This is a genomic window from Flavobacterium branchiicola, from assembly GCF_018383905.1.
Taxonomy (GTDB): Bacteria; Bacteroidota; Bacteroidia; order Flavobacteriales; family Flavobacteriaceae; genus Flavobacterium; species Flavobacterium branchiicola.
In genome coordinates, this window is the sequence record NZ_JAGYWA010000002.1 from 1 (window position 1) to 24,342 (window position 24,342).

Here is a 24,342-nt window from a genome sequence, read left to right on the forward strand (position 1 = left end):
AAATTCTTTTACGACCTTCCTTTTAAAGACCTCACTGAAAGTTTGGGGAGGCAATGGATTTTTAGAATGTTTTCTTTCTGTTGACATAATTACATCTATTATAGTCAACTTTTTTCAGGACGAGACACTTCATAAAAAAGCCGCTTTGCGAATGCAGAGCGGCCTTTAGGTTTTTTAATGTTTGGTGACATTTGTTAAAATATCAGGGAAATAATTATCTGATAAATTGCCAAATTCATCGCCACGCATAAAAATATTAATATCTACATCGCCAAAACTGTTCTTGCCGGCAGCAGCCAGAAGTTCATTAGCAGAGTGTAAAGTGTTTTTGTGGAAATGATATACACGATCAGATTTATCGGTAACGACTAAACCTTTCATAAGCATTTTGTTTTGAGTAGCAACTCCGGTAGGGCATTCGTTATTGTGACAACGAAGCGCCTGGATACAGCCTAATGAAAACATAAATCCTCGGGCACTATTACACATATCCGCACCCAATGCAACTGCATGCAGAATAGAATATCCGGAAATAACTTTTCCGCTTCCAATAATACGCATTTTATCACGTATCCCTAAACGAACCAAGGTTTTATTAACGAAAATTAATGCCGGTTCAAAAGGCATTCCAACTCCGTCAGCAAATTCCAAAGGAGCAGCTCCGGTTCCGCCTTCTGCGCCATCAACCGTAATAAAATCAGGGAAAATATCTTCGGAAATCATTTCAAGACAAAGCTGTTCAAATTCATGTGTATTTCCAATACACAATTTAAATCCGATTGGTTTTCCGTTAGATAGATCTCGTAATTTTTTAATGAAGTGAACAAGTCCTTTATTGTCTGAAAAAGCACGGTGACCCGGAGGAGAAAGAATCATAGTATGCGGTTGCACACCTCTAATCTTAGCAATTTGTTCTGTATTTTTAGCCGCTGGAAGCACGCCTCCATGACCAGGTTTTGCACCTTGAGAAAGTTTAATTTCGATCATTTTTACATTCGGAAGATTGGCTTTTTCGGCAAAATTCTCAGGACTAAAATTTCCTTCAGCATCACGACAGCCAAAATATCCTGTACCAATTTGCCAGGTAATATCTCCGCCACCGGCAAGATGAAATTCAGTTAAACCACCTTCACCTGTATTTTGATAAAAATTTCCTTTTTGTGCACCTATATTAATAGCACGAACAGCATTTTCGCTCAATGAACCAAAGCTCATTGCCGAAACATTAAATAAAGATGCTGAATAAGGTTGTTTGCAATCTTTTCCGCCAACAAGTACACGAGGCAATTCCTCATTAACTTTCGCCGGGAACATCGAATGTTTTATTCCTTCGTAACTATCGTGATTTAAATTTTGTTGTGTTCCAAAAGGAGTGCTCGAGTCAATATTTTTAGCTCTTTGATAAACCAATGAACGCTGGTTTCTTGAGAAAGGTTTTCCGTCTGTAGATCGTTCTATAAAATACTGTTGAATTTCCGGCGCAATCATTTCAAATAAATACCTGAAATAACCCAGAACAGGAAAGTTTCTTAAAATAGCATGTTTTTTTTGAGAAGCATTATAAAGTCCGATAATTAATAAAATGGGAAGTATAATAACTAACAAAAAGCCGCGTCCGGTGTAATAATAAATTGCAGCAACAATTAGAAACAATAAGAATCCGTAAATAAAGAATTTTTTTCTCATGTTTTTAAAAAATTAAATGGGTAATAAATAAAATAATTAGTTGAATCGTAAACGTACGTATACGTGTTTGATTCCTTTTTTGTCCGATTCTCTTTCGTCAATCTCCAGAATATCGGTCAGCGATTTCAGCATTGGTGTAAGTTTAGAAAAACCATAATTTCGGGGATCAAATTCCGGTTTTTTCTTGACAATTAAATTTCCGACATCTCCTAAAAATGCCCAGCCATCATCATCTTCAATATCTTCAATTGTAGCTTCAATTAAATCAATAGTGGATGGATCGATTTTATGTAGCGCTTTTTCAGCAGGTTTCTCAACAGGTTTCTTTGCGCCCGCTACAGCTGTAGTTTTTGGTTTTTTCTTCTGAATGGCTCCGTCTAAAACTTCAATATATATAAATCGGTCACAGGCAACAATAAAAGAATTAGGGGTTTTCTTTTCTCCAATACCAATTACTTTCATTCCCGATTCACGAAGTCGAATTGCCAGACGGGTAAAATCACTGTCACTCGATACAATACAAAAACCATCCAATTTTCCTGAATACAGCAAATCCATGGCATCTATAATCAAAGCAGAATCTGAAGAGTTTTTTCCAACGGTATAACTATATTGCTGAATTGGGGTAATGGCATGTTCTAATAAAACACCTTTCCATCCGTTTGCATTTGGCTTTGTCCAGTCTGCATAAATACGTTTTGTAGTAGGAGTTCCTAATTTGGCAATTTCTTCCATCATACCTTTCACATTGCTGTAGGGTACGTTGTCTGCGTCTATAAGAACAGCCAGTTTTAAATCTTTTGAGTTACTTAAAGGCATTATTTCACTATTAGAAAATTAAGTAACTCAAAGTTAAACTTAAAATTGGTTTTTATAAGAATCTATGGTATAATTAGTACTTTTATTAACACTAATTATTTTCATTATAAATAAGATTTCTGCAGTGAAAATTAATTAAAGATAAATTTGTCTTTTATTTAAAAAATAATATATCTTTGTATAGAATTAATAACCAGGATATGTTTTCAAAAGCGTGCGAGTACGGAATTAGAGCTTCAATATTTATTGCGACTAAATCTTCAAAAGGAATTAGGGTCGGGATAAAAGATGTTGCTAAAGAAATTGATTCTCCGGAACCTTTTACTGCCAAGATTATGCAAATTCTAACTAAGAGTGGAATTATTCATTCAGCAAAAGGAGTGGGAGGCGGTTTTGAAGTTTCAGCGGAAGCATTAAAATCAATCAAACTAATTCAGATTGTAGATGCAATAGATGGTGATAAAATTTACAGAGGATGTGGTATTGGGTTAAAAGAATGCTCAGAAGATCATCCTTGTCCGGTTCATTTCGAATTTAAAAAAATTAGAGGGCTTCTTCATGAAATGCTTACAAAAACAACCTTAGAACAACTTGCTTCGGGGGTTAAAAAAGGAGATTCTTTTCTAAAAACATTAAACTTAGATTAAATAAAATTTTAATATAAAACGATTAACATTAAATAATTACCACAAAAATGAATACAAAAACCAAAATTTCAATATTGATCCTAATGGGATTTTTAGCAGTTACTTCTTGCGGAAAAAAAGAAGCAGTTCCTGCTGATCAAACAGAAACAACTGAACCATCTACCGAAGGAGAAGCAGCACCAGTAACACCAGCAGCTGAAGAAAATGTTTTAGTTATTGAAGGAAATGACCAAATGCAGTTTAGTACAAATGAATTGAAAGCTGTTGCAGGAAAGCCAATCAAATTAACATTAAAACATGTTGGTAAAATTCCAAAAGAAGCAATGGGACATAACTTAGTGATTTTACAAGAAGGAACAGATCAGGCAGCGTTTGCTTTGAAAGCTAATGATGCAAAAGCAACTGATTATATTCCCGAATCTGAAAAAGCTTCAATTGTTGCTCATACCAAATTAATTGGAGGAGGAGAAGAAGACACGATCGAATTTACAATTGATAAAAAAGGATCATATCCATTTATCTGTTCTTTCCCTGGCCACGTTGCCATGATGAAAGGCGTATTAATTGTTGAGTAAATAACAAAGACTCCAAATGCTGAAAATAGGTTTGGAGTTTTTTTAAAAACTAATAAAAGATAAAAATGTCTTTTATTGAATTCGGTTAAAATGAAAAGAGAAAAAAAATTATGGATTGTCTTTGCTTTAGTGATGACGATATCATTTGCAGTATTAGGTTATTACGGATATGAAATTTATCAGCAGGCACCACCTGTACCAAAAGAAATTGTTTCAGATTCAGGAAAGGTTATTTTTTCTGAAGCCGAAATTAAAGACGGACAAAATATCTGGCAGAGTATAGGAGGTCAGGAAGTAGGATCAATCTGGGGACACGGCGCCTATGTGGCTCCGGATTGGACTGCAGACTGGCTGCACAGAGAAGCAGTTTTTATACTGGATATTTATGCTCAAAAAGATTTTAATAAAAATTATGAAGATTTAGATGAAGAAAAACAATCAGCCTTAAAAATTAGGTTACAAAAAGATTTGAGAGCCAATCGATACAATGCCGACACAGGAATTTTAACAATCTCTGAAAATCGGGTTGCAGCGATAGAAAGTCTAAGTGAATATTACAAAGGTCTTTTTACGAATGATCCAAAGTTTGATAAATTAAGAGGAGAATATGCAATTCCGAAAAACTCGATTAAAGAGGTAGAGAAAATGCATAAAATGAATGCATTTTTCTTCTGGGCAACCTGGGCAACGGTTACCAATCGTCCTGATTCTGATATATCGTATACGCATAACTGGCCATCTGATGAATTAGTTGGAAATAAAGCGACAACAGAACTTTTGGCCTGGTCGGGAGTAAGTATTATTCTGTTGATTTTGAGCGTTGGAATTTTAGTTTTCTATCACGCAAAATCGGGTGAGGAAGAAGAATTTCCACTTCCAAAAGAAGATCCAATTATCAAACAAGGAAAAACACCATCGATGGGTTTGGTGACGAAATATTTCTGGATTGTGAGTTTGCTGATGGTGCTGCAAATGGTTTTCGGAATTATTACAGCGCATTATGGAGTTGAAGGAAACGGTTTGTACGGAATTCCGATCGATCAGATTTTACCTTATGCGGTAACAAGAACATGGCATACACAGTTGGCTATTTTCTGGATTGCAACGGCATGGCTGGCAACAGGATTGTATATTGCTCCGGCAGTTTCAGGTAAAGATCCTAAATTTCAGTGTTTTGGTGTCAATTTCTTGTTCATTGCTTTATTAATTATTGTTTTAGGTTCAATGGCAGGGCAATGGTTTGGCGTAATGCAAAAATTGAATTTGGTTCAAAATTTCTGGTTTGGTCATCAAGGTTACGAATATGTTGATTTAGGTCGTTTCTGGCAAATTTTCCTTTTAGTAGGATTGTTTTTATGGCTGGCTTTAATGATTCGTCCGTTGCTTCCGGTTTTAAAGAAAAAAACAGAAGAAAAAAATCTGATCATCTTGTTCTTAATTTCTTGTACTGCAATTGCTATGTTTTACGGAGCTGGATTAATGTGGGGAAGACAAACCAATCTGGCGATTGCCGAATATTGGAGATGGTGGGTTGTTCATCTTTGGGTTGAAGGTTTCTTCGAAGTATTTGCAACAGTTGTAATTGCGTTCTTATTTGTTCGATTGGGATTATTAAAAACCAAAACAGCAACATTAAATGTGTTGTTTGCAACCATTATTTTTATGTCAGGAGGTATTTTGGGAACATTCCATCACCTATATTTTTCCGGAACACCAACTGCAATTATGGCTTTGGGAGCTACGTTTAGCGCATTAGAAGTTGTGCCTTTAACTTTAATCGGATTTGAGGCGTATCAAAACTATAAAATCTCAAAATCAACACAATGGATTGCCGATTATAAATGGCCTATTTATTTTATGATTTCTGTAGCCTTTTGGAATTTCCTTGGAGCCGGAATCTTCGGATTCATTATTAATCCGCCAATTGCATTGTATTATGTGCAGGGATTAAACACAACGCCTTTGCACGGACATACTGCTTTATTTGGAGTTTATGGAATGCTTGGAATTGGTTTGGTATTGTTTGTACTGAGAAGTTTGTACAGAAATGTAAGCTGGAATACCAAACTGCTTAAAATTACTTTTTGGTCTTTAAATATTGGTTTATTCCTGATGGCGATCTTGAGTTTGCTTCCAATTGGAGTTTGGCAGGCAATTGAAAGCATTAATCACGGAATGTGGTACGCACGTTCATCAGAATTAATGCAACAGCCAACAATGATTACCTTAAAATGGCTTCGTGCAATTGGTGATTCTATTTTCGGAATTGGATTTATTACAATGGCATGGTTTGTATTTGATCTGACATTAAAAAACAAAAAATAAAAACAAAACAAAATTTTAAAATGATTATCATGGAAAACTTAAAAAACAAAACAATAGGATCTTTTGTGGCTGAGGATTTTAGAACAGCTGCAGTATTTTCTAAATACAGAATTGATTTTTGCTGTAAAGGAAATAGAACTGTCACAGAAGTATGCGAAAAACAAAGCATTGATGCGGATACTTTATTAGAAAATGTGCTTCAGGTTTTACAATCAGAAAATGGCGGAAATATCGATTTTAATTCATGGCCTTTAGATTTATTGGCAGATTATATTGAGAAAACGCATCACCGTTATGTTCAGGAAAAAACAAATGTGTTACTTCCATTTTTAGATAAATTATGCAAAGTTCATGGTGCTGCCCATCCGGAATTATTCAGAATTAATGAATTATTTATTGGTTGCGCAGGCGAATTATCACAACACATGAAAAAAGAAGAGTTAGTTTTATTTCCGTTTGTAAAAAGAATGGTAAAAACGAAAGAATCGGATGGTATTTTATCTCAGCCGTCTTTCGGAACCGTTTCAAATCCAATTGCGATGATGATGCACGAACACGATAATGAAGGAGAACGCTTTAGAGAAATTGCAGAATTAACAAATAATTACACTCCGCCTGCAGATGCTTGTACAACTTACAGAGTAACATTTGCAATGCTTAAAGAGTTTGAAGAAGATTTACATAAACACATTCATTTGGAGAATAATATTTTATTCCCGAAAGCTGTTTTGTTAGAAAAAGACTTTATTGAAGTTGAATAAAGGTTAATTTTAATAGTTCGAAAAGCACCGGTAAAAATATCTAAACAGGATAATTATCGGTGTTTTTTATTTCAAGAAACCTTATTTTTAACGGATTGAATTTTGCTTAAATTTTAAACCATATAAGTAATATAAGTTCATTTCAGCAAGCCTTATAATTTCTTATATCACTTATATGGTTAAATTATTTTTATGTGTTTTTAAAAACTAAATAAAATGAATGCTCAAAAAAGTTGGATACTTTGCTGTTTTTTTAATTTTCTGATTGCCTGCGTTTTCGGATTATTAATGCGGTTTATGTATCTGTTTCCACTAGATTTTTTAAACTATAGTTTTCTGCTTCATGCGCATTCTCATGTTGCTATGTTAGGTTGGGTTTATCTGATCGTTTATGTTTTGGTAGTTCATTTTTTTATTCCAAAAGAAAAAAGAGAGAAACCAATTTACAACCGTTTATTCTGGTTGACAGAGTTTTCGGTAATCGGAATGATGATTGCTTTTCCAATTCAGGGATATGCGTTGTTTTCGATTGTGTTTTCGACCATGCATATTTTATTGAGTTATATTTTTTGCCGTCTGGTCTGGAAAGATTGTTCCAGAGATAAATCGCCCTCACAAAGACTTTTGTTAGTTTCGGTTTTATTTATGATTTTATCAACTTTTGGCGTTTGGTGTCTTGGACCAGCCGTAAGTACGTTAGGGAAACAAAGTGCTTTTTATCAGATTGCGATTCAGTTTTTCCTTCATTTTCAGTTTAATGGCTGGTTTATATTGGCGATTTTAGCTTTGTTTTTAAAACAGTTCCAGAATAAAATCGATGAGGTAAAGTTTAAAAGGTTTTATGTTTTTATAATTGTTTCTACCCTTTTAACGATTTGTTTTCCGATACGCTGGTTTATCGATAATGATTTTTTAAGCTATATCAATGCTTTCGGAGTTTTGATTCAATTGGGTGCTTTTATTTATTTCTATAAAATGCTGAAACCTCAAATCGGTCAATTTAGAGCTACTTTAGACAAAACGACTAAAATAGTATATGGTTTGGCTTTATGTTCTTTGTTTTTGAAAGTCGGAATTCAATTGTTGACTATTTTTCCAAATCTGGCTGCTGTTTCACATCAAATTAGAAATTTTGTAATTGGGTTTATCCACTTAACAACGTTGGGAATCATAACTGGATTTTTGTTTGGAATTCTGCTTCAGAATAAAATGCTTTCTGCTAATTCTTCAACATTAAGAATAGGAGTGAAGTGTTTTATTTTAGGGTATATTGCTACAGAAGTTTTATTGTTTCTTCAAGGCTGGCTTTTCTTTTTTGGGGAAGGAGCCCTTCCTGGGTATTTTCAAAGTATTTTGATATTCAGTATACTTCTCGTTACAGGATTAACTTTAATTATGGTATCCATTATAAACAAAAAACAAGAGTTGATTCATTCCTAAAATCTACTCTTGTTTTTACACTAATCAACCTATTTAAATATCTATATTTTTCCTGCTTCCTGATTTATTGTTGTGATTGTTTTTTCATTGTTTACCCCCAAACCTTCTTGCTGAAAAATCAATTCTCCTTCCGGATTAAAAACACTTATAATGTTGGAGTGTGAAAAATCGATTGGAGAAATCTGCTTATAATTAACAGCTAAAACTGCTGCAAACTCGCGAGTATTTTCTTCAGATGAGCGAAGGAAAATCCAGGGATACTGATTCATTTTATTAGCAATTGCAAACGATTTTAATCTTTCAGGAGTATCGGTTTTCGGATCAATACTGACTAAAATCAATTTTACATGTTGTTTTGTTTTTTTATCCAGTTTTGATTCAATATCGCGCATATCGGCAACCAGTCTTGGGCAGGCGGCTTTGCAACTTGTATAAATCATCACCATTACCACAACATTTCCTCTAAGCGATTTTAATTCAATGTCTTTTCCATCTTGAGTATTCCATTTAGAAGGCAGATTATAAATGGATAAATCACTAATTTCTTTTTTTGTTTCTGCTTTAGCCTCTTTTTTATCCGCTTCTTTACAGCTGTAAAAAGAGAAGATGAGAATAAAAGCAAGTATTATTTTTTTCATTGTAATTAATTAAGGTTAGATTTTCGGTTTTGTTGTACTGGCACATCTAAAACTAAGATTTCGGGTAGAATACTGCGCTTTTAAGCTACCTCTAAAGGCATATCGCATAAAGGCGGCATAATCCATTAAATCGGTAGCATTTACCGACGCACTTCCGCAAAACAGGTTTTTGTCACTACTCTTATCTTTTCGGGATTCTCCAGATAAAAAAATACTGTTGAAGTCAGAAGTCCATTCCCAGACTAAACCGTGCATGTCATAAACTCCCCAATAATTTTTGAACGTTTTTCCAATTTCATTTTCATACGCTTTTGATTTTTCGTACCACGATAAAATATACTGGTTGAACTCTTTTTTTGTCCGGGCATCGATTTTCTTTTCATCAGCCATTGCAACATATTCCCATTCATCCATTGTGGCCAGGCGTTTTCCTTCGCATTCGCAGTATTTTTTTGCTGCAAACCAAGAAACACTTGTTACGGGCGAATTAGGATTTGCTTCTCCAAAATCAGAATCAGTTTTCCAGTAGGATAAATAGCTTTTATCGGCAAAAATGCCTTTAATTTTTGATTTACTATAAGAAGGATTTTTTTTGACGAATGCTAAAAACTCCCGATTTGTTACCGGATAAATGTCGATGTAAAAAGATTTTACAACGACAGGTTTTTTAGAAGTGGCCCCATAAAGAGGGACAAAAGATCCCTCTTTTATGAGAACCATTCCTGCTTCCTGCGCCTTTGCTGCAACAGTAAGCATAAAGAAAAAGATAGTTGTTAGTATGAAAACGTATTTTTTCATGCTGTTAGTTTTGCTGTTATCTTAGCGCTTTTACCATTTCTGGTGTAATTTCTGTTTTATTATTTCCCCAACTGCTGTAAATGTAAGTCAGCACATTTGCGATTTCATCGTCAGATAAATTCTGAGAAGGCATTACATTGTTGTATTTTTTACCATTAACAGTAACTTCTCCGGTTAGACCGTGCAGGATCGTTTTAATTGCACGTTTAGAATCGGCGTTTAAATAATCTGATTTTGCCAAAGGAGGGAAAGTACTCGGAATACCTTGTCCCTCAGATTGGTGACAAGCGAAACAAGTTGTTCCAAAAATTTCCTTACCGATTTTTACTTTTTCTTCAACAATACGTTTCGGAATTGCAACTTTTGCAGTAGATTCTCCCGGCATTTTCTGAATTGTTCCGCCTTCAGGTAAATAAATACCTTCCTGAATAGTTCCTGAATAAATGTTTTTATTTTCATTTCCTTCCACTTTCAACATTCCAAGTGCACCTTTATTAAATGCTCTGAAAATCGAGTGATCCACCAGAATAAAAGTTCCCGGAGTTTCTACTTTAAAATCTACAATGGCAGCGCCGCCGGCAGGAATTAAAGTAGTTTGCACATTTTTATTAATTGTGCTTCCGCCTTCAACATGTACACTGTCAAATATTTCACCAATCACGTGGAAAGAAGAAACCAGATTTGGTCCGCCATTTCCAACATACAAACGAACCGTTTCACCTACTTTTGCAGTCAATTCATTTCCATTGGTTAAAGCTCCAACTTTACCATTAAATACTACATAATCAGGTGTTTCTTTTACCGCTTTATTCATGTCAAATGCCTGAAGCCCTTTTGCTCCATATTCTCCCTGAGTATAAAAGTCTCCCTGCATAACATAGTATTCTTTGTCTACAGGAGGAAGTCCGCCTTCCGGTTCAACCAAAATCAATCCGTACATACCGTTTGCAATATGCATTCCAACAGGAGCTGTGGCACAATGATATACATATAATCCAGGATTGATTACTTTAAAACTGAATACTTTTTCATGTCCTGGTGCTACAAGTGAAGAAGTTGCTCCACCACCTGGGCCGGTTACAGCATGTAAATCTATATTGTGTGGTAATTTGTTATCAGGATGGTTTTTTAAGTGAAATTCAACTTCATCACCTACACGAGTTCTGATGAAACTTCCCGGAACAGAACCTCCAAATGTCCAATAAGTATATTTTACACCATCGGTCATTGTACCTTCTTGTTCTTTTATTTCCATGTTTAATTTCAACTTCATGGCGGTTCTGTTTCCAACCGGTTTTGGAACATGGGGTGGTGCGGTAAGCTCGGCTTCCATTTCTCCTTCGGTCATAATGTCTGCGTAATTTGCAGCTTCATTTTTTTTGCAACTGCCTAATAATAGCAGCATAAAAAACGAACATATAAGAATGCCCATTTTACTCGTAATTGTGTAATTCCTTGTCATGATATTGTGGTTTTGTTTTCGTTTAAATCTAGATCAAAAATAAAAGACAATTTTATCTTTTATTATGATAAAAATCATGGTTTAGAGATAAGTATATCATTAAATTCGAAATAGCAAAAATAATTAGTTAAGTTTAATCCTGTTAATAATTTAAACGTGAATTATTTTTAATAAAAGTAAATGAGGGTCTTCATTTTAAATTAATAATGATTATTTTTGCTCGCTGATTTAAGTTAAAAAAATTACTACACTATATTATGGTAAAAGATTTATTCGAAAGAATTCAGGACAATAAAGGACCTTTAGGAAAATGGGCTTCTCAGGCAGAAGGCTATTATGTTTTCCCAAAGTTAGAAGGAGAGTTGGGTCCTCGAATGACTTTTCACGGAAAAAATATTTTAAACTGGAGTTTAAATGATTATTTAGGTTTAGCAAATCATCCAGAAGTTCGTCAGGCAGATACAGATGCAGCAATTCAGTTTGGTGCAGCTTATCCAATGGGAGCTCGTATGATGTCTGGACACACTACTTACCACGAACAATTAGAAAATGAATTAGCAGAGTTCGTAATGAAAGAATCTGCTTATTTATTGAATTTTGGTTACCAGGGAATGGTGTCTATTATTGATGCTTTGGTTACTAAAAATGACATTATTGTTTATGATGTAGATTCACATGCTTGTATCATTGATGGTGTTCGTTTACACATGGGTAAGCGTTTCACATACAAACACAATGATCTTGAAAGTATGGAGAAAAACCTGCAGCGTGCCACTAAAATGGCAGAAGAAACTGGCGGAGGTATTTTATTTATTACCGAAGGTGTTTTTGGAATGCGTGGACAGCAAGGGAAATTGAAAGAAATTGTTGCATTAAAGCAAAAATACAATTTCCGTTTATTGGTTGATGATGCACATGGTTTTGGTACATTAGGTAAAACTGGTGCCGGAGCAGGTGAGGAGCAGGGAGTTCAGGCAGATATTGATGTTTACTTCTCTACTTTTGCAAAATCTATGGCTAATATTGGAGCTTTTGTAGCAGCTGATAAATCAGTTATTGATTATTTAAAATACAATTTACGTTCTCAAATGTTTGCTAAAGCATTACCAATGATTCAAACAATTGGTTCTTTGAAACGTTTAGAGTTATTACGTAAATCATCAGCTATTAAAGATAAACTTTGGGAAAACGTAAATGCATTGCAAAACGGTCTTAAAGAAAAAGGATTTAATATTGGAGATACAAACACTTGTATTACTCCGGTTTACTTAGAAGGAAGTATTCCTGAAGCAATGGTAATGGTAAATGATTTAAGAGAAAACTACGGTATTTTCCTTTCTATTGTTGTTTATCCGGTTATTCCAAAAGGAATTATCTTGTTGAGAATGATTCCAACAGCTTCTCATACTTTGGCTGATATTGATGAAACATTAACTGCTTTCGAAGCAATTCGTGAGAAATTAGTTAACGGAACTTATAAAGAAATTGCAGAACGTACAACTGTTGACGTTTCGTAATTGAATATAAAAATAAATTCCTTTAGTGGGAATTATGTAAAAAAATCCATTCGTTATGCGAATGGATTTTTTTTATTTAAGGTAACTTTATATCATAATCAACAAAATAAAAATAAAGAATTATGAAAAAAGCAGTAATTATAACAACCCTTATTTTAACAGTCCTTATTTCATGTAAAAAAGCAACTGAGACCGAACCTGTACAAATTGAACCGAAAGCTCCAAAAGAAGCTGAAATCATTGAGCCAGCAGGCGATCAGTGCTATGAGTGGAAATCAAATGGAAGCGTTATCGCAATGAGTTTTAATGTGAATTCTCATCAGGAAGTAAATGGAAAATTAAGCTATAATTTGGTTGTAAAAGACAAAAACGAAGGTACTTTGATAGGGAATATGAAAGGCGACACACTTATTGCTGATTATACTTTTATGTCAGAAGGAGTTTCTTCTGTTAGAGAAGTTGTTTTCCTTCAAAAAGATGGCGCTTTAATCGAAGGTTATGGCGATGTAGCATCAGCAAACGATAAAGTTACTTTTAAAGATAAAACAAAATTGAAATTTGACCAGAAAAATACTTTAACCAAAGTAGATTGCAAAGTAGAGTAAACAGAGTTTTTATTTTAATAAAAAATCCATTCGTTTTGGGGACGAATGGATTTTTTTATGTTTCTAAAATAACAATGTAAATTATTTCACATTTTACTTTTTACAAGTTTTTTAAATAAGTTTTTCTTTGACAGTGAATTTTCGGATCAAAGTTTTTCCAAAGTAAATGGATGGCATTATTTTCTAATAATTCAGGAGTTCTGATGCAGGTTTGAATTCCTTTCTCTGAAAAAGTTTTGTAATACTCATCGAAAATAATAGCAGTAACACCTTTGTTTTGGTAATCAGGATGAACTCCGATTAAGTAAAAAACCACGTCTTTACTCTTTTTTCTGGCTCTCAATAAATGAATAAATCCAAACGGAAATAACTTTCCTTTTGCTTTTTGTAAAGCCTCAGAAAAACTAGGCATCACAATACTAAAAGCTACCAGTTTATCGTCTTTATCCACTACAAATTTGATGTATTCCGGATTGATAAAGCTGATGTACTTCTTTTTAAAATACTCTTTTTGAACATCAGAAATAGCAACGAAAGAAGCTAGTTTTTCATACGATTCATTAAACAAATCAAACATTTTGTCTACGTGAGGCATAATGTCTTTTGTTTTGGTGAAAGTAAGTGATCGTAAACCGTATCGTTTTTTGATTAATTCCTGTGCTTTAAGGAAAAATTCAGGTTTAACATTTGAAAATGGAAAAATACTTTCAATATATTGTTTCTCAACCTGAAAGCCTAATTGTTCAAAGTGCGTTACATAATAAGGATGGTTGTACCATGTAATCATAGTTCCCATTTGATCGTAACCTTCTGTAAGTACACCTACTTTGTCCAGATTAGAAAATCCCATCGGACCTTCGGCGTGCTCCAGATTATGTTTTCGGCCTAATTCGTATACTTTTTCAAGCAATGCTTTTGTTACTTCAATATCATCAATTACATCAAACCAACCAAAACGAACTTTTCTTTTATGTTGATTATTTACTTCTGCCCAGTTGATAATCGCAGTAATTCTTCCAACGATCTGATCACCTTTATATGCCATATAAAAATAAGCTTCGGCATTATCAAAAGCGGGATTTTTTGTTTTATTAAAAGATTCCAGTTCATCAGCAATAATAGGTGGTACCCAATATGGATTGTCTTTATAAAGTGAAAACGGAAACTTGATATAATCAGTTAATTCTTTTTTGGTTTTGGCTTCTTTAATTGTAATCATTCAAATGGTATTATAAGTGTCTCTTATTTAGAGCGCTTTGATTGTAATTTTATTCGTATTTCGATTTACGTTTTCTTTCTTTTTCCTGATAATCAATTTCTTTTTCGTTTTCAGGATTCTTTTTGGCCTTATCATTATTTTTAGCTGCGATTTGTTTTTCTTTATACCAACCGTCGTAGCGCCATGATATACCAACTCCGCCGTATAATAACGATGGTGTATTTTTGAAATTGGTACTTATTGAAGCATCAACTTGCATATTTGGTGAAAGGAGGTAAGCAGCGCCCCCACGAACAATTGCATCACTGTAAAAATCGCTTTTGTAGCCTTGGTTTTCTATAAATCCAGACCATTTTTCATTAAATCCGTGCGTCAAAGTTAATACATATCCGTAACTTGGGTAATCTGTTCCAATATAATCGGCAATAATATTAGTTACAAAAACCCATCTGCCGCCTCCGAATAAATTTTGAGTAACCAAAGCTACTTTAGGAGAAATCGCTCCGTCTGGAGAAAAATAATAAGGATTATCAGCGCCAACAAAATTAGCCCCTGCAAATATAGAGACAGCCGGAATTAATTCGCGCCAGTTAAAACTATGATTGGCTTTGTAACTGTAAATATTAGCTTCTTTTTTATAGTTTTTATAAGGATCGTAAATTAAATATTTGGCTCCCAGTACAGTTTGCTTGAAATTGTTTTTTTTGTAACTGGTATATGGGGTGTCAAAGTTTTCCATTTGATATTGAAGATCTACAATAAACTCCAATTGTTCCAGAAAAGCACCATATCTAAGGGTTAAATCGGTTCCGAAACCGCTGGCATCATAATCTAATAAATCATGTTTTTCTTTGATGCCATAAATGCCAAATTCAGCCTGAATTACCGATTTTCCAACGGCATAAGCAGACATAGTTTCGCCCGGACGATTCGAATTAATCACATCTGTGTATTGTGCGAAAAAAAGTTGTGGAATAAAAAATAGAGTGGTAAAGAGTAAGTTTTTAATTTTCAACATAAATGTATTTTTTTATTAAAAAGCTATAACGCATTTCAAATGTAAGATATTTTATTATTTATTTAAGATTGTTAATTTAATTTTAAACAACGGATTTATTAATTTTGGCAAAAATTATATAGTTATGCAAGAAGCGTCATTTTCAGGTTTGCTTAGAACCATTATGTGGGTTATAGCTTTTTATTACATTTTTAAATTTTTGGCTCGAATTTTTTTACCGGTACTGGTTAAGAAAGCGGTTGAAAAGGCAGGAGAAAATTTTTCCAGACAACAACAATACAGTCAGGATAATTCATGGCAACAAAATACACGTAGAAATAATGATGAAATAATTATTAATACGGCCAATGAAAAAAATCCTCGTGAAACCAAAAAAGTTGGGGAGTATGTTGATTACGAAGAAATAGATTAAGTTTGTGTCCTAAAATAATAGGATTCATCATTTAACCCAAACCAGCCTAAATTGAAAATAGTAAATAAGTTTTATCCGCATGCCCTTGTAATCCTGGGCTTTATCCTCATATCATTAATTTATTTTTATCCTGTTCTGCAAGGAAAGCAAATCTTTCAGTCTGATATTGCGCAATATACAGGAATGGCAAAGGAGCAAAATGACTTCCGTGCAGCTGAAAAAACAGAACCATACTGGACCAATTCTGCTTTTGGTGGTATGCCAACTTATCAGTTAGGAGCCAATTATCCAAACGATTTTATTGGTAAAATAGATGATGTTTTACGTTTCTTACCACGCCCTGCAGATTATTTATTTCTATACTTCTTAGGTTTTTACGGTTTATTATTAGTCTTAAAAACAGATCCGTTAAAAGCATTTATAGGAGCAATTGCCTTCGGTTTTTCTACCTATTTAATTATCATTCTGGGTGTTGGACATAATGCAAAAGCGCACGCCATTGCTTATATGCCGTTGGTTATTGCTGGATTTATACTAGTTTTTCAGAAAAAATACGTTTGGGGAGGATTGCTCACCATGTTTGCGGTTGCATTAGAACTTAATGCAAACCACTTTCAAATGACTTATTATTTATTGATTTTCTTATTGATTCTTTCAGGTTATTTTGCTTTCAATTTTATAAAAGATAAAGAATACAAACCGCTTTTAATTTCGATTGGAGTTTTGGCAGGAGCAGGAATTCTGGCTCTTGGTGCAAACGCCGGGAATTTATTAGCAACAAGTGAATATGCTAAATACAGTATTCGTGATAAAAGTGAGTTAACATTTAATCCTGACGGATCAAAAAATCAAACAACAGCTGCAATGACGACAGACTATATTACAGAATATAGTTATGGAATTGCTGAAAGTTTAAACTTAATTGCTCCAAGAATTTTTGGAGGATCAAGCCATGAAAATGTAGGTACAGACAGTCGTATGTATGCTTTTATGGTAGAACAAGGCGTTCCTTCAACTCAGGCAGAAGATTTTGTTTCTGGTATGCCAACGTATTGGGGAGACCAGCCAATTGTTTCTGCACCGGCATATATTGGGGTTGTAGTTTTCTTTTTGGCAGTTTTAGCCCTGTTTATTGATGAAAGAAAAATCAAATATGTATTTCTTTCAGGGGCATTATTTACTCTGATGCTTTCATGGGGTAAAAACTTTTCGTTATTAACAGATTTCTTTATTGAATATGTTCCGATGTACGATAAGTTTAGAGCCGTATCTTCTATTCAGGTTATTTTAGAATTATGTTTCCCTGTGCTTGCAGTTATGGGATTACAATCGTTTTTTAAAGCCAAAGATGAACCTAAATTACAGCAAAAAGCTTTGATACAAACAGGAGTTTTTGGACTTGGAGTTTTATTGATTTTAGTTTTTGCAAAAGGTTTCTTCCACTTTACAGGAATGAGCGATAAAGCTTATTTAGAAAGTTACGGACCAGGTTTTGTCGATGCATTAAAAGAAGACAGAATGTCTTTATACTCTGCAGATTTACTTCGTTCAGGATTTTTTATCGTAGTAACTTTTGGAGTTTTATGGTTGTTCATCAAAAACAAATTCTCTCAGACAACAGCTTTAATAATTGTTGCTGTTTTAATGATTTTTGATTTATTTTTTGTAGATAAAAAATACGTTTCTGCAAAAGATTTCGTAAGTCCGGTTCAGATTGCGGCGCCATTTCAGGAAACACCGGCAGATGCTAAAATTTTACAAGATACTTCTATTTATCGTGTATTTGATCCGCAAGGACAATTACAGGGAAGATCATCTTATTTCCATAAAACAATTGGAGGTTACAGTGCTGTAAGACCTAGAAGAATGCAACAACTTTACGATTACCAAATTAGTAAAGGTAATCTTGAAATACTTAATATGTTGAATGTTAAGTATGTGATTCAAACGGATAAAGAAGGAAATGAAATTCCGACAATAAATCCTGAAGTAAACGGAAATGCATGGTTTGTAAGCTCTGTAAAACTGGTAAATAAGCCAGATGATGTAATGAAAGCATTAGATCATATCGATACTAAAAAAGTGGCCGTTTTTAACGTTCATGAGCATGAGGGTAAATTTAAAAATGCCCGAATGAAAAAGCAATGGGATACAACCGGAACGATTAAAGTTGTTGAATACAAGCCAAATTACATTAAATACAAATCTGATAATGGAAAAGATGGTTTAGCCGTATTCTCTGAAATGTACTATAAAAATGGCTGGAATGCATATATCGACGGACAGTTAACAGATCATTTTCCTGTTGATTATGTGTTAAGAGCAATGGAAGTTCCAGGTGGAAAACATACTATTGAATTTAAATTTGAACCGCAGGTTATTAAAACCGGTGGAACTATAACTTTAATAAGTTCAATTGCAATGTTGCTGCTTTTAATTGGTGGGGTTTATTTTGAGAGTAAGAAGACAAAAACTGAAAAATAAAGATCGTTTTTTTAAATAATTTACTGTTATATCATTTTGTATCTTTGTTTGACGTATTTTAAAAGCTAAGCAATGAAAGATGTTTTATTAAATTTTGGTACTCCAAAGGAATTGGAAGCTAAAAGAATTGCTGAAATTAAATCGCTTTCTTATTTAGAAAGATTAGAAAGATTGATGGTTATAATGGAAGTTTCATATACTTTAAAAACGGCAAAAATAATTCAATCTAAAAAACGATGAATGAGCAAATAATTGCCATTTGGAACAGTTTTTTCGAAAACAAAGTTAAATACATAACTATTGGTGGGTTTGCAGTAAATATTTATGGCTATAATAGAAATACTGGAGATATTGATATTTATCTTGAAGATACACTTGAAAATAGAGTAAATTTAAGAAAGGCGCTAAGAGAAATAAATTTAGGTGATTTTGAAACAATAGAAACCATGCAATTTATTCCAGGTTGGACAGACTTTACATTAAGTTATGGATTAAGACTGGATATAATGACAGCAGTAAAAGGTTTGGAAGATAAAACTTTTGCATCATTATTAGAAGATGCTACAATCGTAAAAATAGGTGAAACTCCAGTTTATTTTATTGATTATGAAAGTTTGATTGTTGCAAAAAAAGCTGCCAATAGGCCGAAAGATGTTTTGGATATTGAAGAATTAGAGAAGGTGAACAACGAGAATAAAGAAAAAACGTAATCAACTTACATAGATTTTTTTAGAAATTAAAGAATAAATTGGAACAAAAAAAACTTTTAATAATAACTTATTACTTCCCGCCAGCAGGAGGGCCAGGGGTACAACGCTGGTTGAAATTTGTAAAATACCTTCCTGAGTTTGATATTCAGCCTATTGTTTATGTTCCGGAGAATCCGACTTATCCAATTGTAGATGAAGGTTTGGTAAGTGAAATATCAGATAAAGTAATTGTTCTTAAAAATAAAATATGGGAGCCATACCAATTGGCTTCCATTTTTTCTAAAAATAAAACCAAGAAAATTAGTTCCGGAATTTTTCCACATAAAAAGAAACAAACCTTTTTAGATAAAACCTTTCTTTGGGTTCGTGGAAACCTTTTTATTCCGGATGCACGTGTTTTTTGGGTAAAACCCTCTGTTTCTTATCTTGAAAAATACATCAGAGAAAATAATATTGATACGATTGTAACATCGGGGCCTCCGCATAGTTTGCATTTAATCGGATTAGAATTAAAAGAAAAACTAAATGTAAAATGGTTTGCTGATTTCCGCGATCCATGGACAACTATTGGTTATCATAAAGCTTTGCGTTTGTCTGGTTATGCAGATAAAAAGCACAAACAATTAGAACATAAAGTGCTTAATTCTGCCGATACTATTATTGTAACCAGTAAAACTACAAAAGCAGAATTTCAGGCAATCACCAATAAACCAATTGAAGTAATTACAAATGGTTACGACGTTGAGAATGTTGAAAAGCAGACTTTAGATACTAAATTTACACTGGCACATATTGGTTCGTTTTTATCAGACCGAAACCCTAAATTTTTATGGGAATGTCTGGTTGAATTATTAAACGAAATACAGGATTTTAAATCTCATCTTGAAATCAAATTAATAGGAGCGGTAAGTCAGGAAGTGCTTGATTCTGTTGCGGAATTTCAATTGAATGCTTATTTAAACCTTCTTGGATATGTTTCGCACAAAGAAGCAATCGCACATCAAAAAAAATCACAGGTTTTACTTTTAATTGAAATTAATTCTGAAGATACTAAAAGTATAATTCCTGGGAAATTGTTTGAATACATGGTTTCAAATCGCCCAATAATTGCTATTGGTCCTCAGGGATCTGATTTTGCAGATATTATAAAAGAAACCAATACAGGAGTATTTTTTGATTATTCTGAAAAAGCGAAATTAAAAAGTGTAATTTTGGACTTTTATAATCAGTTTTTGGAAGGAAAATTACAAGCGAATGGTGTTGGTTTACAGCAGTATTCAAGAAAAAGCCTAACCAAACAATTAGCACAATTGATTAACAAATAATCAATTGTGGCAAAAGCTAAAATTTAAAATCTAAATTCAGAAATCCAAAAATGGGTATTGTCTTAAACCAGTCCTTTAAAAACACTGTAATTACATATATTGGTTTTGGCATCGGAGCCATTAATACACTTTATTTATATCCAATTTTTCTGGGGTCAACTTTTTACGGATTGACTAATTATATTACTTCAAGTGCAAATGTTATCATGCCATTGTTTGCTATTGGAATGCAAAATACGCTCGTAAAATTTTATTCCCAATATAAAACCGAGGAAGAAAAATCTCAATTTTTATCATTTACGGTTTTGTTTCCCATTCTATTAATAATTCCCCTGTTATTGATTGGACTTTGTTTCTATGATGAAATTCTGTTCTTTTTATCAAAAAAGAATGCGATTGTTAAAAGTTATATCTGGCTGATACCTTTTATAGCTTTGACTATGGCTTATTTTGAAATTTTTTACGCGTGGGCCCGTGTTCATATGCATTCCGTTTTCGGTAATTTTATTAAAGAAATCGGTTTAAGATTGTTTTCATTATTTCTATTGATAGCGGTTTATTTTAAGGTTCTTACTGTCGAAGGATTTGTATATGCCACTGCGGTACTTTATTTGTTGGCCTTTCTGGTTACCATGTTTTATGCCTTTAGCGTTCAGAAGCCACATTTTCAGCTTACAAAGCCAAAAAATACTAAAGATATATTAGTTTACACTTTCTATATTATTTTATCAGGAAGCGTAGCTAACCTGCTTTTAGACGGAGATAAAATGATATTGAATCAATACATGGTTATTGATAACATTGCATTCTATTCTGTTGCCACTTACATTGCTTTGGTAATTTCAGTGCCAAGTCGTGCCATGCATCAGATTGTATATCCGATTACTGCTAAACTGATGCACGAAAATAAATTTGAAGAGCTTGATATGCTTTATAAAAAAACGTCAATTAATTTACAGATGGTTGGTGGATTTGTTATGCTGTGTATATTCGTAAATATCAATCAATTGTATGAATTGGTTCCAAAAGAATACAGTGGCGGAATCGCAGTTGTTTTCATGATCGGATTATCGAAATACTTTGACTTAATTTTAGGAAACAATAATGCAATTATCTTTAATACTAAATATTATAGAATGGTATTGTATTTAGGATTAATGTTGGTTGTTTTAACGATTGTTCTGAATATGATTTTTATTCCAATTTTCGGAATTTTCGGTTCTGCATTTGCGACCTTATTATCTATTACTCTTTATAGCTTGGCAAAATTACTTTTTGTGGTGAAGAAGCTTCATTTGTACCCTTTTACAAAAGAAACAATTTATTCTGCGCTATTAACTTTTGCTTTGTTTTTAGTGTTTTATTTCTGGGAATTTCCATTTTTCCAATTGATTAGTATCGCCTTAAAATCAGTTTTAGTAACCATTGTATATGTGTATCTAAATTATAAATTTAATATCTCGCCAGATATAAATCGAGTAATTGATACTGTTTTGAAAAAGGTTGGAATCAAGATTTAATACGATTTTTTTGAAGATTAAAGGCTAAAGTTAAATTTTGCATCATTTTTGTTTTTATATTTGTTAGAAAGGATAACCAATTTATTTCTAATAGATTATGAAAAGTAAAATCATTTGTATTTTTTCATTCTTTTTCTTTTTTGTTTCTTCATTCACTTTTGCCCAAAAAGATACTGTTAATACAGTTCATCAAAAATTAAAAGGTTATCCTGTAAGTCCGTTTAAAGACACCCTTTTTTATGTTTATAACAACGTAGGTTCTTTTTCTGCTGAAAACAGAGCCAATGCAATCAGCGAAAAAATTAAGAAACTATATGAAGATTCTTTTTTTGAGCCCGATTCACTAGAAGTAGTTTCTTCTGATATTTCTGAGGATATCACGTATAAGGGCGATTTTGTTTTAATGTCTATTTTAGATAATGATGCTAAAGTTGAAAAACAAACAAAATCTTTTGTAGCAAAGCGAAATGCTGCTTTGATAAAACGAGCTATTATTTATCAGAATGAAAACTATTCGCAACTTCCCAAAAGGCTTGGTTACACAGCTTTATTAATCTTTTTAATCGGATTGATGTTGTTTGTTGTAAACAGGATCTTCAACTGGATAAAACTTCGAATCCTGAAAAGGAGCGATAAGTATTTTAAAGGAATCGCCTATAATAATATAAATATACTAACATCGCAGAAACAGCAGTTTTTAAGCATGAAACTGTTCGGATTCATAAAAATTATTGTCCTTATTTTTATTGTTTATCTTTCATTGCCGGTACTATTTAGCATTTTTCCCGCAACAGAAGTTTACACCACAACTTTATTACGCTGGATACTTACTCCTGCAAAATTGGCTGTTATGGGTTTTGTTGGATTCCTGCCTAGTTTGGTTACCATTTTTGTAATCATCATTATCTTTAGATATACTATTAAAATAATCAAGTTCTTCTTTGACGAAATAAAAAAGGAAAACATAAAGATAGATGGCTTTTACAGTGATTGGGCGATGCCTACGTTCAATATCATTCGATTTCTGATGTTTGCCTTCATGCTCGTAATTATATTTCCTTATTTGCCCGGTTCTGATTCTGATATTTTCAAAGGAGTTTCTGTTTTCGTAGGTATATTATTTTCATTAGGATCTTCAAATGCAATTGCCAATATGGTTGCCGGATTGGTTATTACCTATATGCGTCCGTTTAAAATTGGTGATTTTATCAAGATTGGAGATGTGAGCGGAGAAGTAATTGAAAAAACAGCATTGGTTACCAGAATCAGAACACCAAAGTTTGAAGATATCACCATTCCGAATGCGACAGTTTTGTCGAGTACATCAACAAATTTTTCTTCCAATACCAAACATTCCACAAACGGTTTGCTAATTCATACAACAGTAACAATCGGTTATGATGTTCCGTGGAAAGATATTCACAAAGCGTTGATTACGGCCGCATCAAAAACGGAATTAACCGAAAAAACACCGGAACCTTTTGTATTGCAAACCAGTTTAGATGATTTTTATGTTTCATATCAAATCAATGTTTACACGAAAGAACCAACTAAGCAGCCCAGAATTTATTCTTCGCTGCATCAAAATATTCAGGATTCTTTTAATGAAGCCGGAATCGAAATCATGTCACCACATTACAATGCGTTGCGAGACGGAAATACAACAACAATTCCGTCTAATTATTTAGATAAGGATTATGAAACGCCTTCGTTTAATGTAAAGAATAAAAGTTAAGCTATTGATTTTTAAATAGCTAGTTTTGAAATTTAACAGTCGTTGTTTTGGATTTAATTTTATAAAAACTAAATTTAGCTGAGAATTCAATAATAGTTTGCGAAATATGATAAAAAAGTTCGTATATAACGCAATAAAAATTGATATTTTGGTGTTTTATTGAGATTGGAATGCTTTTTAGAATCATAAAGAGCATTAAGTAATTGTAGTAGTATTAAGATTAATATTTTTTAATTGAAGATTATGAAAAACAATCAACTTAGTCAGGAACAAAGCTTGCAAGTGTTCTCTAATATGATATCAAATAAAATTCATAAAGGATTTATACTGGAAGAGCGAAATGATGAATTACTTTTTGCCGTGCTTTCTAAAGGCGGAAAAGTAGTAAATCATGGTTTGAATTTTACTATTTTTTGCCTGACTTTAGGATTGTGGTCGTTCGCCTGGCTTTACCTTACTCTGGAGGCCTCAAAGCAAAAAAAGATATTAGTTGCCATTGATGAAGATGGTTTCCCTTTTGAAGAAAAATGTCTAGTAGCGTGAAGCAATAGGCTTTAAGCCTTAAGCTATAAGCAGAATTAACTAAAAAAACAGCGATATGGTACCATATCGCTGTTTTTTTGCTTTATACATTTCAAAAAGGCTT

22 protein-coding genes are annotated in these 24,342 nt (G+C 33.2%); 15 read left to right on the forward strand and 7 right to left on the reverse strand.

The annotated features are described in order from the left end of the window. Window positions 1-174 precede the first annotated feature (174 nt). Together KHA98_RS03600 and KHA98_RS03605 are read right to left on the reverse strand one after the other, a co-directional pair. Entirely contained in the window at window positions 175-1,686 is a 1,512-nt protein-coding gene (locus tag KHA98_RS03600) for an FMN-binding glutamate synthase family protein (RefSeq protein WP_213255404.1), read from the reverse strand. A gap of 36 nt (window positions 1,687-1,722) precedes the next feature. After that, window positions 1,723-2,505, reverse strand: coding sequence for an NYN domain-containing protein (locus tag KHA98_RS03605; RefSeq protein WP_213255406.1), 783 nt, complete (start codon window positions 2,503-2,505; stop codon window positions 1,723-1,725). Between the two features lie 200 nt (window positions 2,506-2,705). On the opposite strand from KHA98_RS03605, the gene KHA98_RS03610 reads away from it, so the two are divergent. The 5 genes from KHA98_RS03610 (at window position 2,706) to KHA98_RS03630 (ending at window position 8,253) form a co-directional block, all read left to right on the forward strand. Beyond that, entirely contained in the window at window positions 2,706-3,152 is a 447-nt protein-coding gene (locus KHA98_RS03610) for an RrF2 family transcriptional regulator (protein WP_213255408.1), read from the forward strand. A 47-nt stretch (window positions 3,153-3,199) separates the two neighbouring features. After that, window positions 3,200-3,727, forward strand: coding sequence for an azurin (azu, locus tag KHA98_RS03615; protein ID WP_213255410.1), 528 nt, complete (start codon window positions 3,200-3,202; stop codon window positions 3,725-3,727). Window positions 3,728-3,817: 90 nt separating this feature from the next. Next, on the forward strand, window positions 3,818-6,052 hold the full coding sequence (locus tag KHA98_RS03620; protein ID WP_213255412.1) for a nitric-oxide reductase large subunit: 2,235 nt from the start codon (window positions 3,818-3,820) through the stop codon (window positions 6,050-6,052). Between the two features lie 29 nt (window positions 6,053-6,081). Further along, a complete protein-coding gene (ric, locus tag KHA98_RS03625; protein WP_213255414.1) occupies window positions 6,082-6,813 on the forward strand; it encodes an iron-sulfur cluster repair di-iron protein in 732 nt (243 codons plus the stop codon). A gap of 216 nt (window positions 6,814-7,029) precedes the next feature. Further along, window positions 7,030-8,253, forward strand: coding sequence for a hypothetical protein (locus KHA98_RS03630; protein ID WP_213255416.1), 1,224 nt, complete (start codon window positions 7,030-7,032; stop codon window positions 8,251-8,253). 41 nt (window positions 8,254-8,294) lie between these two features. Here the strand turns inward: KHA98_RS03630 and KHA98_RS03635 are convergent, their stop codons facing one another. From KHA98_RS03635 to nirK, 3 genes are read right to left on the reverse strand one after another with little or no spacing between them, the layout of a single operon-like run. Then, window positions 8,295-8,891, reverse strand: coding sequence for an SCO family protein (locus KHA98_RS03635; protein WP_213255418.1), 597 nt, complete (start codon window positions 8,889-8,891; stop codon window positions 8,295-8,297). Between the two features lie 15 nt (window positions 8,892-8,906). Further along, window positions 8,907-9,689 (reverse strand): formylglycine-generating enzyme family protein, encoded by a 783-nt coding sequence (locus KHA98_RS03640; RefSeq protein ID WP_213255421.1) that lies wholly within the window; start codon window positions 9,687-9,689, stop codon window positions 8,907-8,909. 16 nt (window positions 9,690-9,705) lie between these two features. Continuing rightward, the gene (nirK, locus tag KHA98_RS03645) at window positions 9,706-11,121 is read right to left on the reverse strand and encodes a copper-containing nitrite reductase (RefSeq protein WP_379731522.1); all 1,416 of its coding nucleotides are present in this window, start codon (window positions 11,119-11,121) and stop codon (window positions 9,706-9,708) included. Between the two features lie 287 nt (window positions 11,122-11,408). Here nirK and KHA98_RS03650 point away from each other — a divergent pair, with 287 nt between their 5' ends. Together KHA98_RS03650 and KHA98_RS03655 are read left to right on the forward strand one after the other, a co-directional pair. After that, window positions 11,409-12,668, forward strand: a complete 1,260-nt coding sequence (locus KHA98_RS03650; protein WP_213255425.1) for an aminotransferase class I/II-fold pyridoxal phosphate-dependent enzyme — start codon at window positions 11,409-11,411, stop codon at window positions 12,666-12,668. 122 nt (window positions 12,669-12,790) lie between these two features. Continuing rightward, on the forward strand, window positions 12,791-13,273 hold the full coding sequence (locus tag KHA98_RS03655; RefSeq protein WP_213255427.1) for a hypothetical protein: 483 nt from the start codon (window positions 12,791-12,793) through the stop codon (window positions 13,271-13,273). A gap of 100 nt (window positions 13,274-13,373) precedes the next feature. Here the strand turns inward: KHA98_RS03655 and KHA98_RS03660 are convergent, their stop codons facing one another. Both KHA98_RS03660 and KHA98_RS03665 read right to left on the reverse strand, forming a co-directional pair. Beyond that, window positions 13,374-14,492 (reverse strand): GTP cyclohydrolase, encoded by a 1,119-nt coding sequence (locus KHA98_RS03660; protein WP_213255428.1) that lies wholly within the window; start codon window positions 14,490-14,492, stop codon window positions 13,374-13,376. 49 nt (window positions 14,493-14,541) lie between these two features. Continuing rightward, complete coding sequence (locus KHA98_RS03665; protein ID WP_213255430.1) at window positions 14,542-15,510, reverse strand: transporter; 969 nt, start codon at window positions 15,508-15,510, stop codon at window positions 14,542-14,544. 124 nt (window positions 15,511-15,634) lie between these two features. Here KHA98_RS03665 and KHA98_RS03670 point away from each other — a divergent pair, with 124 nt between their 5' ends. The 8 genes from KHA98_RS03670 to KHA98_RS03705 all read left to right on the forward strand — a co-directional run bounded on the left by KHA98_RS03670 (window position 15,635) and on the right by KHA98_RS03705 (window position 24,239). Further along, window positions 15,635-15,922 carry a DUF4834 family protein gene (locus KHA98_RS03670; protein WP_213255432.1) on the forward strand — a complete coding sequence of 96 codons (288 nt, stop codon included), beginning with the start codon at window positions 15,635-15,637 and terminating at the stop codon, window positions 15,920-15,922. A 51-nt stretch (window positions 15,923-15,973) separates the two neighbouring features. Further along, window positions 15,974-18,406, forward strand: coding sequence for a YfhO family protein (locus KHA98_RS03675; RefSeq protein WP_213255434.1), 2,433 nt, complete (start codon window positions 15,974-15,976; stop codon window positions 18,404-18,406). Between the two features lie 72 nt (window positions 18,407-18,478). Continuing rightward, the gene (locus tag KHA98_RS03680) at window positions 18,479-18,646 is read left to right on the forward strand and encodes a hypothetical protein (protein ID WP_213255436.1); all 168 of its coding nucleotides are present in this window, start codon (window positions 18,479-18,481) and stop codon (window positions 18,644-18,646) included. Further along, a complete protein-coding gene (locus KHA98_RS03685; protein ID WP_213255438.1) occupies window positions 18,643-19,116 on the forward strand; it encodes a nucleotidyltransferase in 474 nt (157 codons plus the stop codon). Before KHA98_RS03680 ends, KHA98_RS03685 begins: the two co-directional genes overlap by 4 nt. A gap of 38 nt (window positions 19,117-19,154) precedes the next feature. Then, the gene (locus KHA98_RS03690; protein WP_213255440.1) at window positions 19,155-20,441 is read left to right on the forward strand and encodes a glycosyltransferase family 4 protein; all 1,287 of its coding nucleotides are present in this window, start codon (window positions 19,155-19,157) and stop codon (window positions 20,439-20,441) included. A gap of 50 nt (window positions 20,442-20,491) precedes the next feature. Further along, complete coding sequence (locus KHA98_RS03695) at window positions 20,492-21,961, forward strand: lipopolysaccharide biosynthesis protein (RefSeq protein WP_213255442.1); 1,470 nt, start codon at window positions 20,492-20,494, stop codon at window positions 21,959-21,961. Window positions 21,962-22,058: 97 nt separating this feature from the next. Further along, window positions 22,059-23,696 (forward strand): mechanosensitive ion channel family protein, encoded by a 1,638-nt coding sequence (locus KHA98_RS03700; protein ID WP_213255444.1) that lies wholly within the window; start codon window positions 22,059-22,061, stop codon window positions 23,694-23,696. A 243-nt stretch (window positions 23,697-23,939) separates the two neighbouring features. Next, window positions 23,940-24,239, forward strand: a complete 300-nt coding sequence (locus tag KHA98_RS03705) for a hypothetical protein (protein WP_213255446.1) — start codon at window positions 23,940-23,942, stop codon at window positions 24,237-24,239. Window positions 24,240-24,342 lie beyond the last annotated feature (103 nt).

Bases quoted from the DNA above. Each gene is read 5' to 3' on its own strand.
- KHA98_RS03640 (WP_213255421.1), bottom strand. From the start codon at position 9,689: ATGAAAAAATACGTTTTCATACTAACAACTATCTTTTTCTTTATGCTT.
- KHA98_RS03705 (WP_213255446.1), top strand. From the start codon at position 23,940: ATGAAAAACAATCAACTTAGTCAGGAACAAAGCTTGCAAGTGTTCTCT.
- nirK (WP_379731522.1), bottom strand. From the start codon at position 11,121: ATGGGCATTCTTATATGTTCGTTTTTTATGCTGCTATTATTAGGCAGT.
- KHA98_RS03680 (WP_213255436.1), top strand. From the start codon at position 18,479: ATGAAAGATGTTTTATTAAATTTTGGTACTCCAAAGGAATTGGAAGCT.
- KHA98_RS03635 (WP_213255418.1), bottom strand. From the start codon at position 8,891: ATGAAAAAAATAATACTTGCTTTTATTCTCATCTTCTCTTTTTACAGC.
- KHA98_RS03670 (WP_213255432.1), top strand. From the start codon at position 15,635: ATGCAAGAAGCGTCATTTTCAGGTTTGCTTAGAACCATTATGTGGGTT.
- azu (WP_213255410.1), top strand. From the start codon at position 3,200: ATGAATACAAAAACCAAAATTTCAATATTGATCCTAATGGGATTTTTA.
- KHA98_RS03605 (WP_213255406.1), bottom strand. From the start codon at position 2,505: ATGCCTTTAAGTAACTCAAAAGATTTAAAACTGGCTGTTCTTATAGAC.
- KHA98_RS03610 (WP_213255408.1), top strand. From the start codon at position 2,706: ATGTTTTCAAAAGCGTGCGAGTACGGAATTAGAGCTTCAATATTTATT.
- KHA98_RS03700 (WP_213255444.1), top strand. From the start codon at position 22,059: ATGAAAAGTAAAATCATTTGTATTTTTTCATTCTTTTTCTTTTTTGTT.
- KHA98_RS03685 (WP_213255438.1), top strand. From the start codon at position 18,643: ATGAATGAGCAAATAATTGCCATTTGGAACAGTTTTTTCGAAAACAAA.
- KHA98_RS03630 (WP_213255416.1), top strand. From the start codon at position 7,030: ATGAATGCTCAAAAAAGTTGGATACTTTGCTGTTTTTTTAATTTTCTG.
- KHA98_RS03650 (WP_213255425.1), top strand. From the start codon at position 11,409: ATGGTAAAAGATTTATTCGAAAGAATTCAGGACAATAAAGGACCTTTA.
- KHA98_RS03600 (WP_213255404.1), bottom strand. From the start codon at position 1,686: ATGAGAAAAAAATTCTTTATTTACGGATTCTTATTGTTTCTAATTGTT.
- KHA98_RS03620 (WP_213255412.1), top strand. From the start codon at position 3,818: ATGAAAAGAGAAAAAAAATTATGGATTGTCTTTGCTTTAGTGATGACG.
- KHA98_RS03655 (WP_213255427.1), top strand. From the start codon at position 12,791: ATGAAAAAAGCAGTAATTATAACAACCCTTATTTTAACAGTCCTTATT.
- KHA98_RS03665 (WP_213255430.1), bottom strand. From the start codon at position 15,510: ATGTTGAAAATTAAAAACTTACTCTTTACCACTCTATTTTTTATTCCA.
- KHA98_RS03660 (WP_213255428.1), bottom strand. From the start codon at position 14,492: ATGATTACAATTAAAGAAGCCAAAACCAAAAAAGAATTAACTGATTAT.
- ric (WP_213255414.1), top strand. From the start codon at position 6,082: ATGGAAAACTTAAAAAACAAAACAATAGGATCTTTTGTGGCTGAGGAT.
- KHA98_RS03695 (WP_213255442.1), top strand. From the start codon at position 20,492: ATGGGTATTGTCTTAAACCAGTCCTTTAAAAACACTGTAATTACATAT.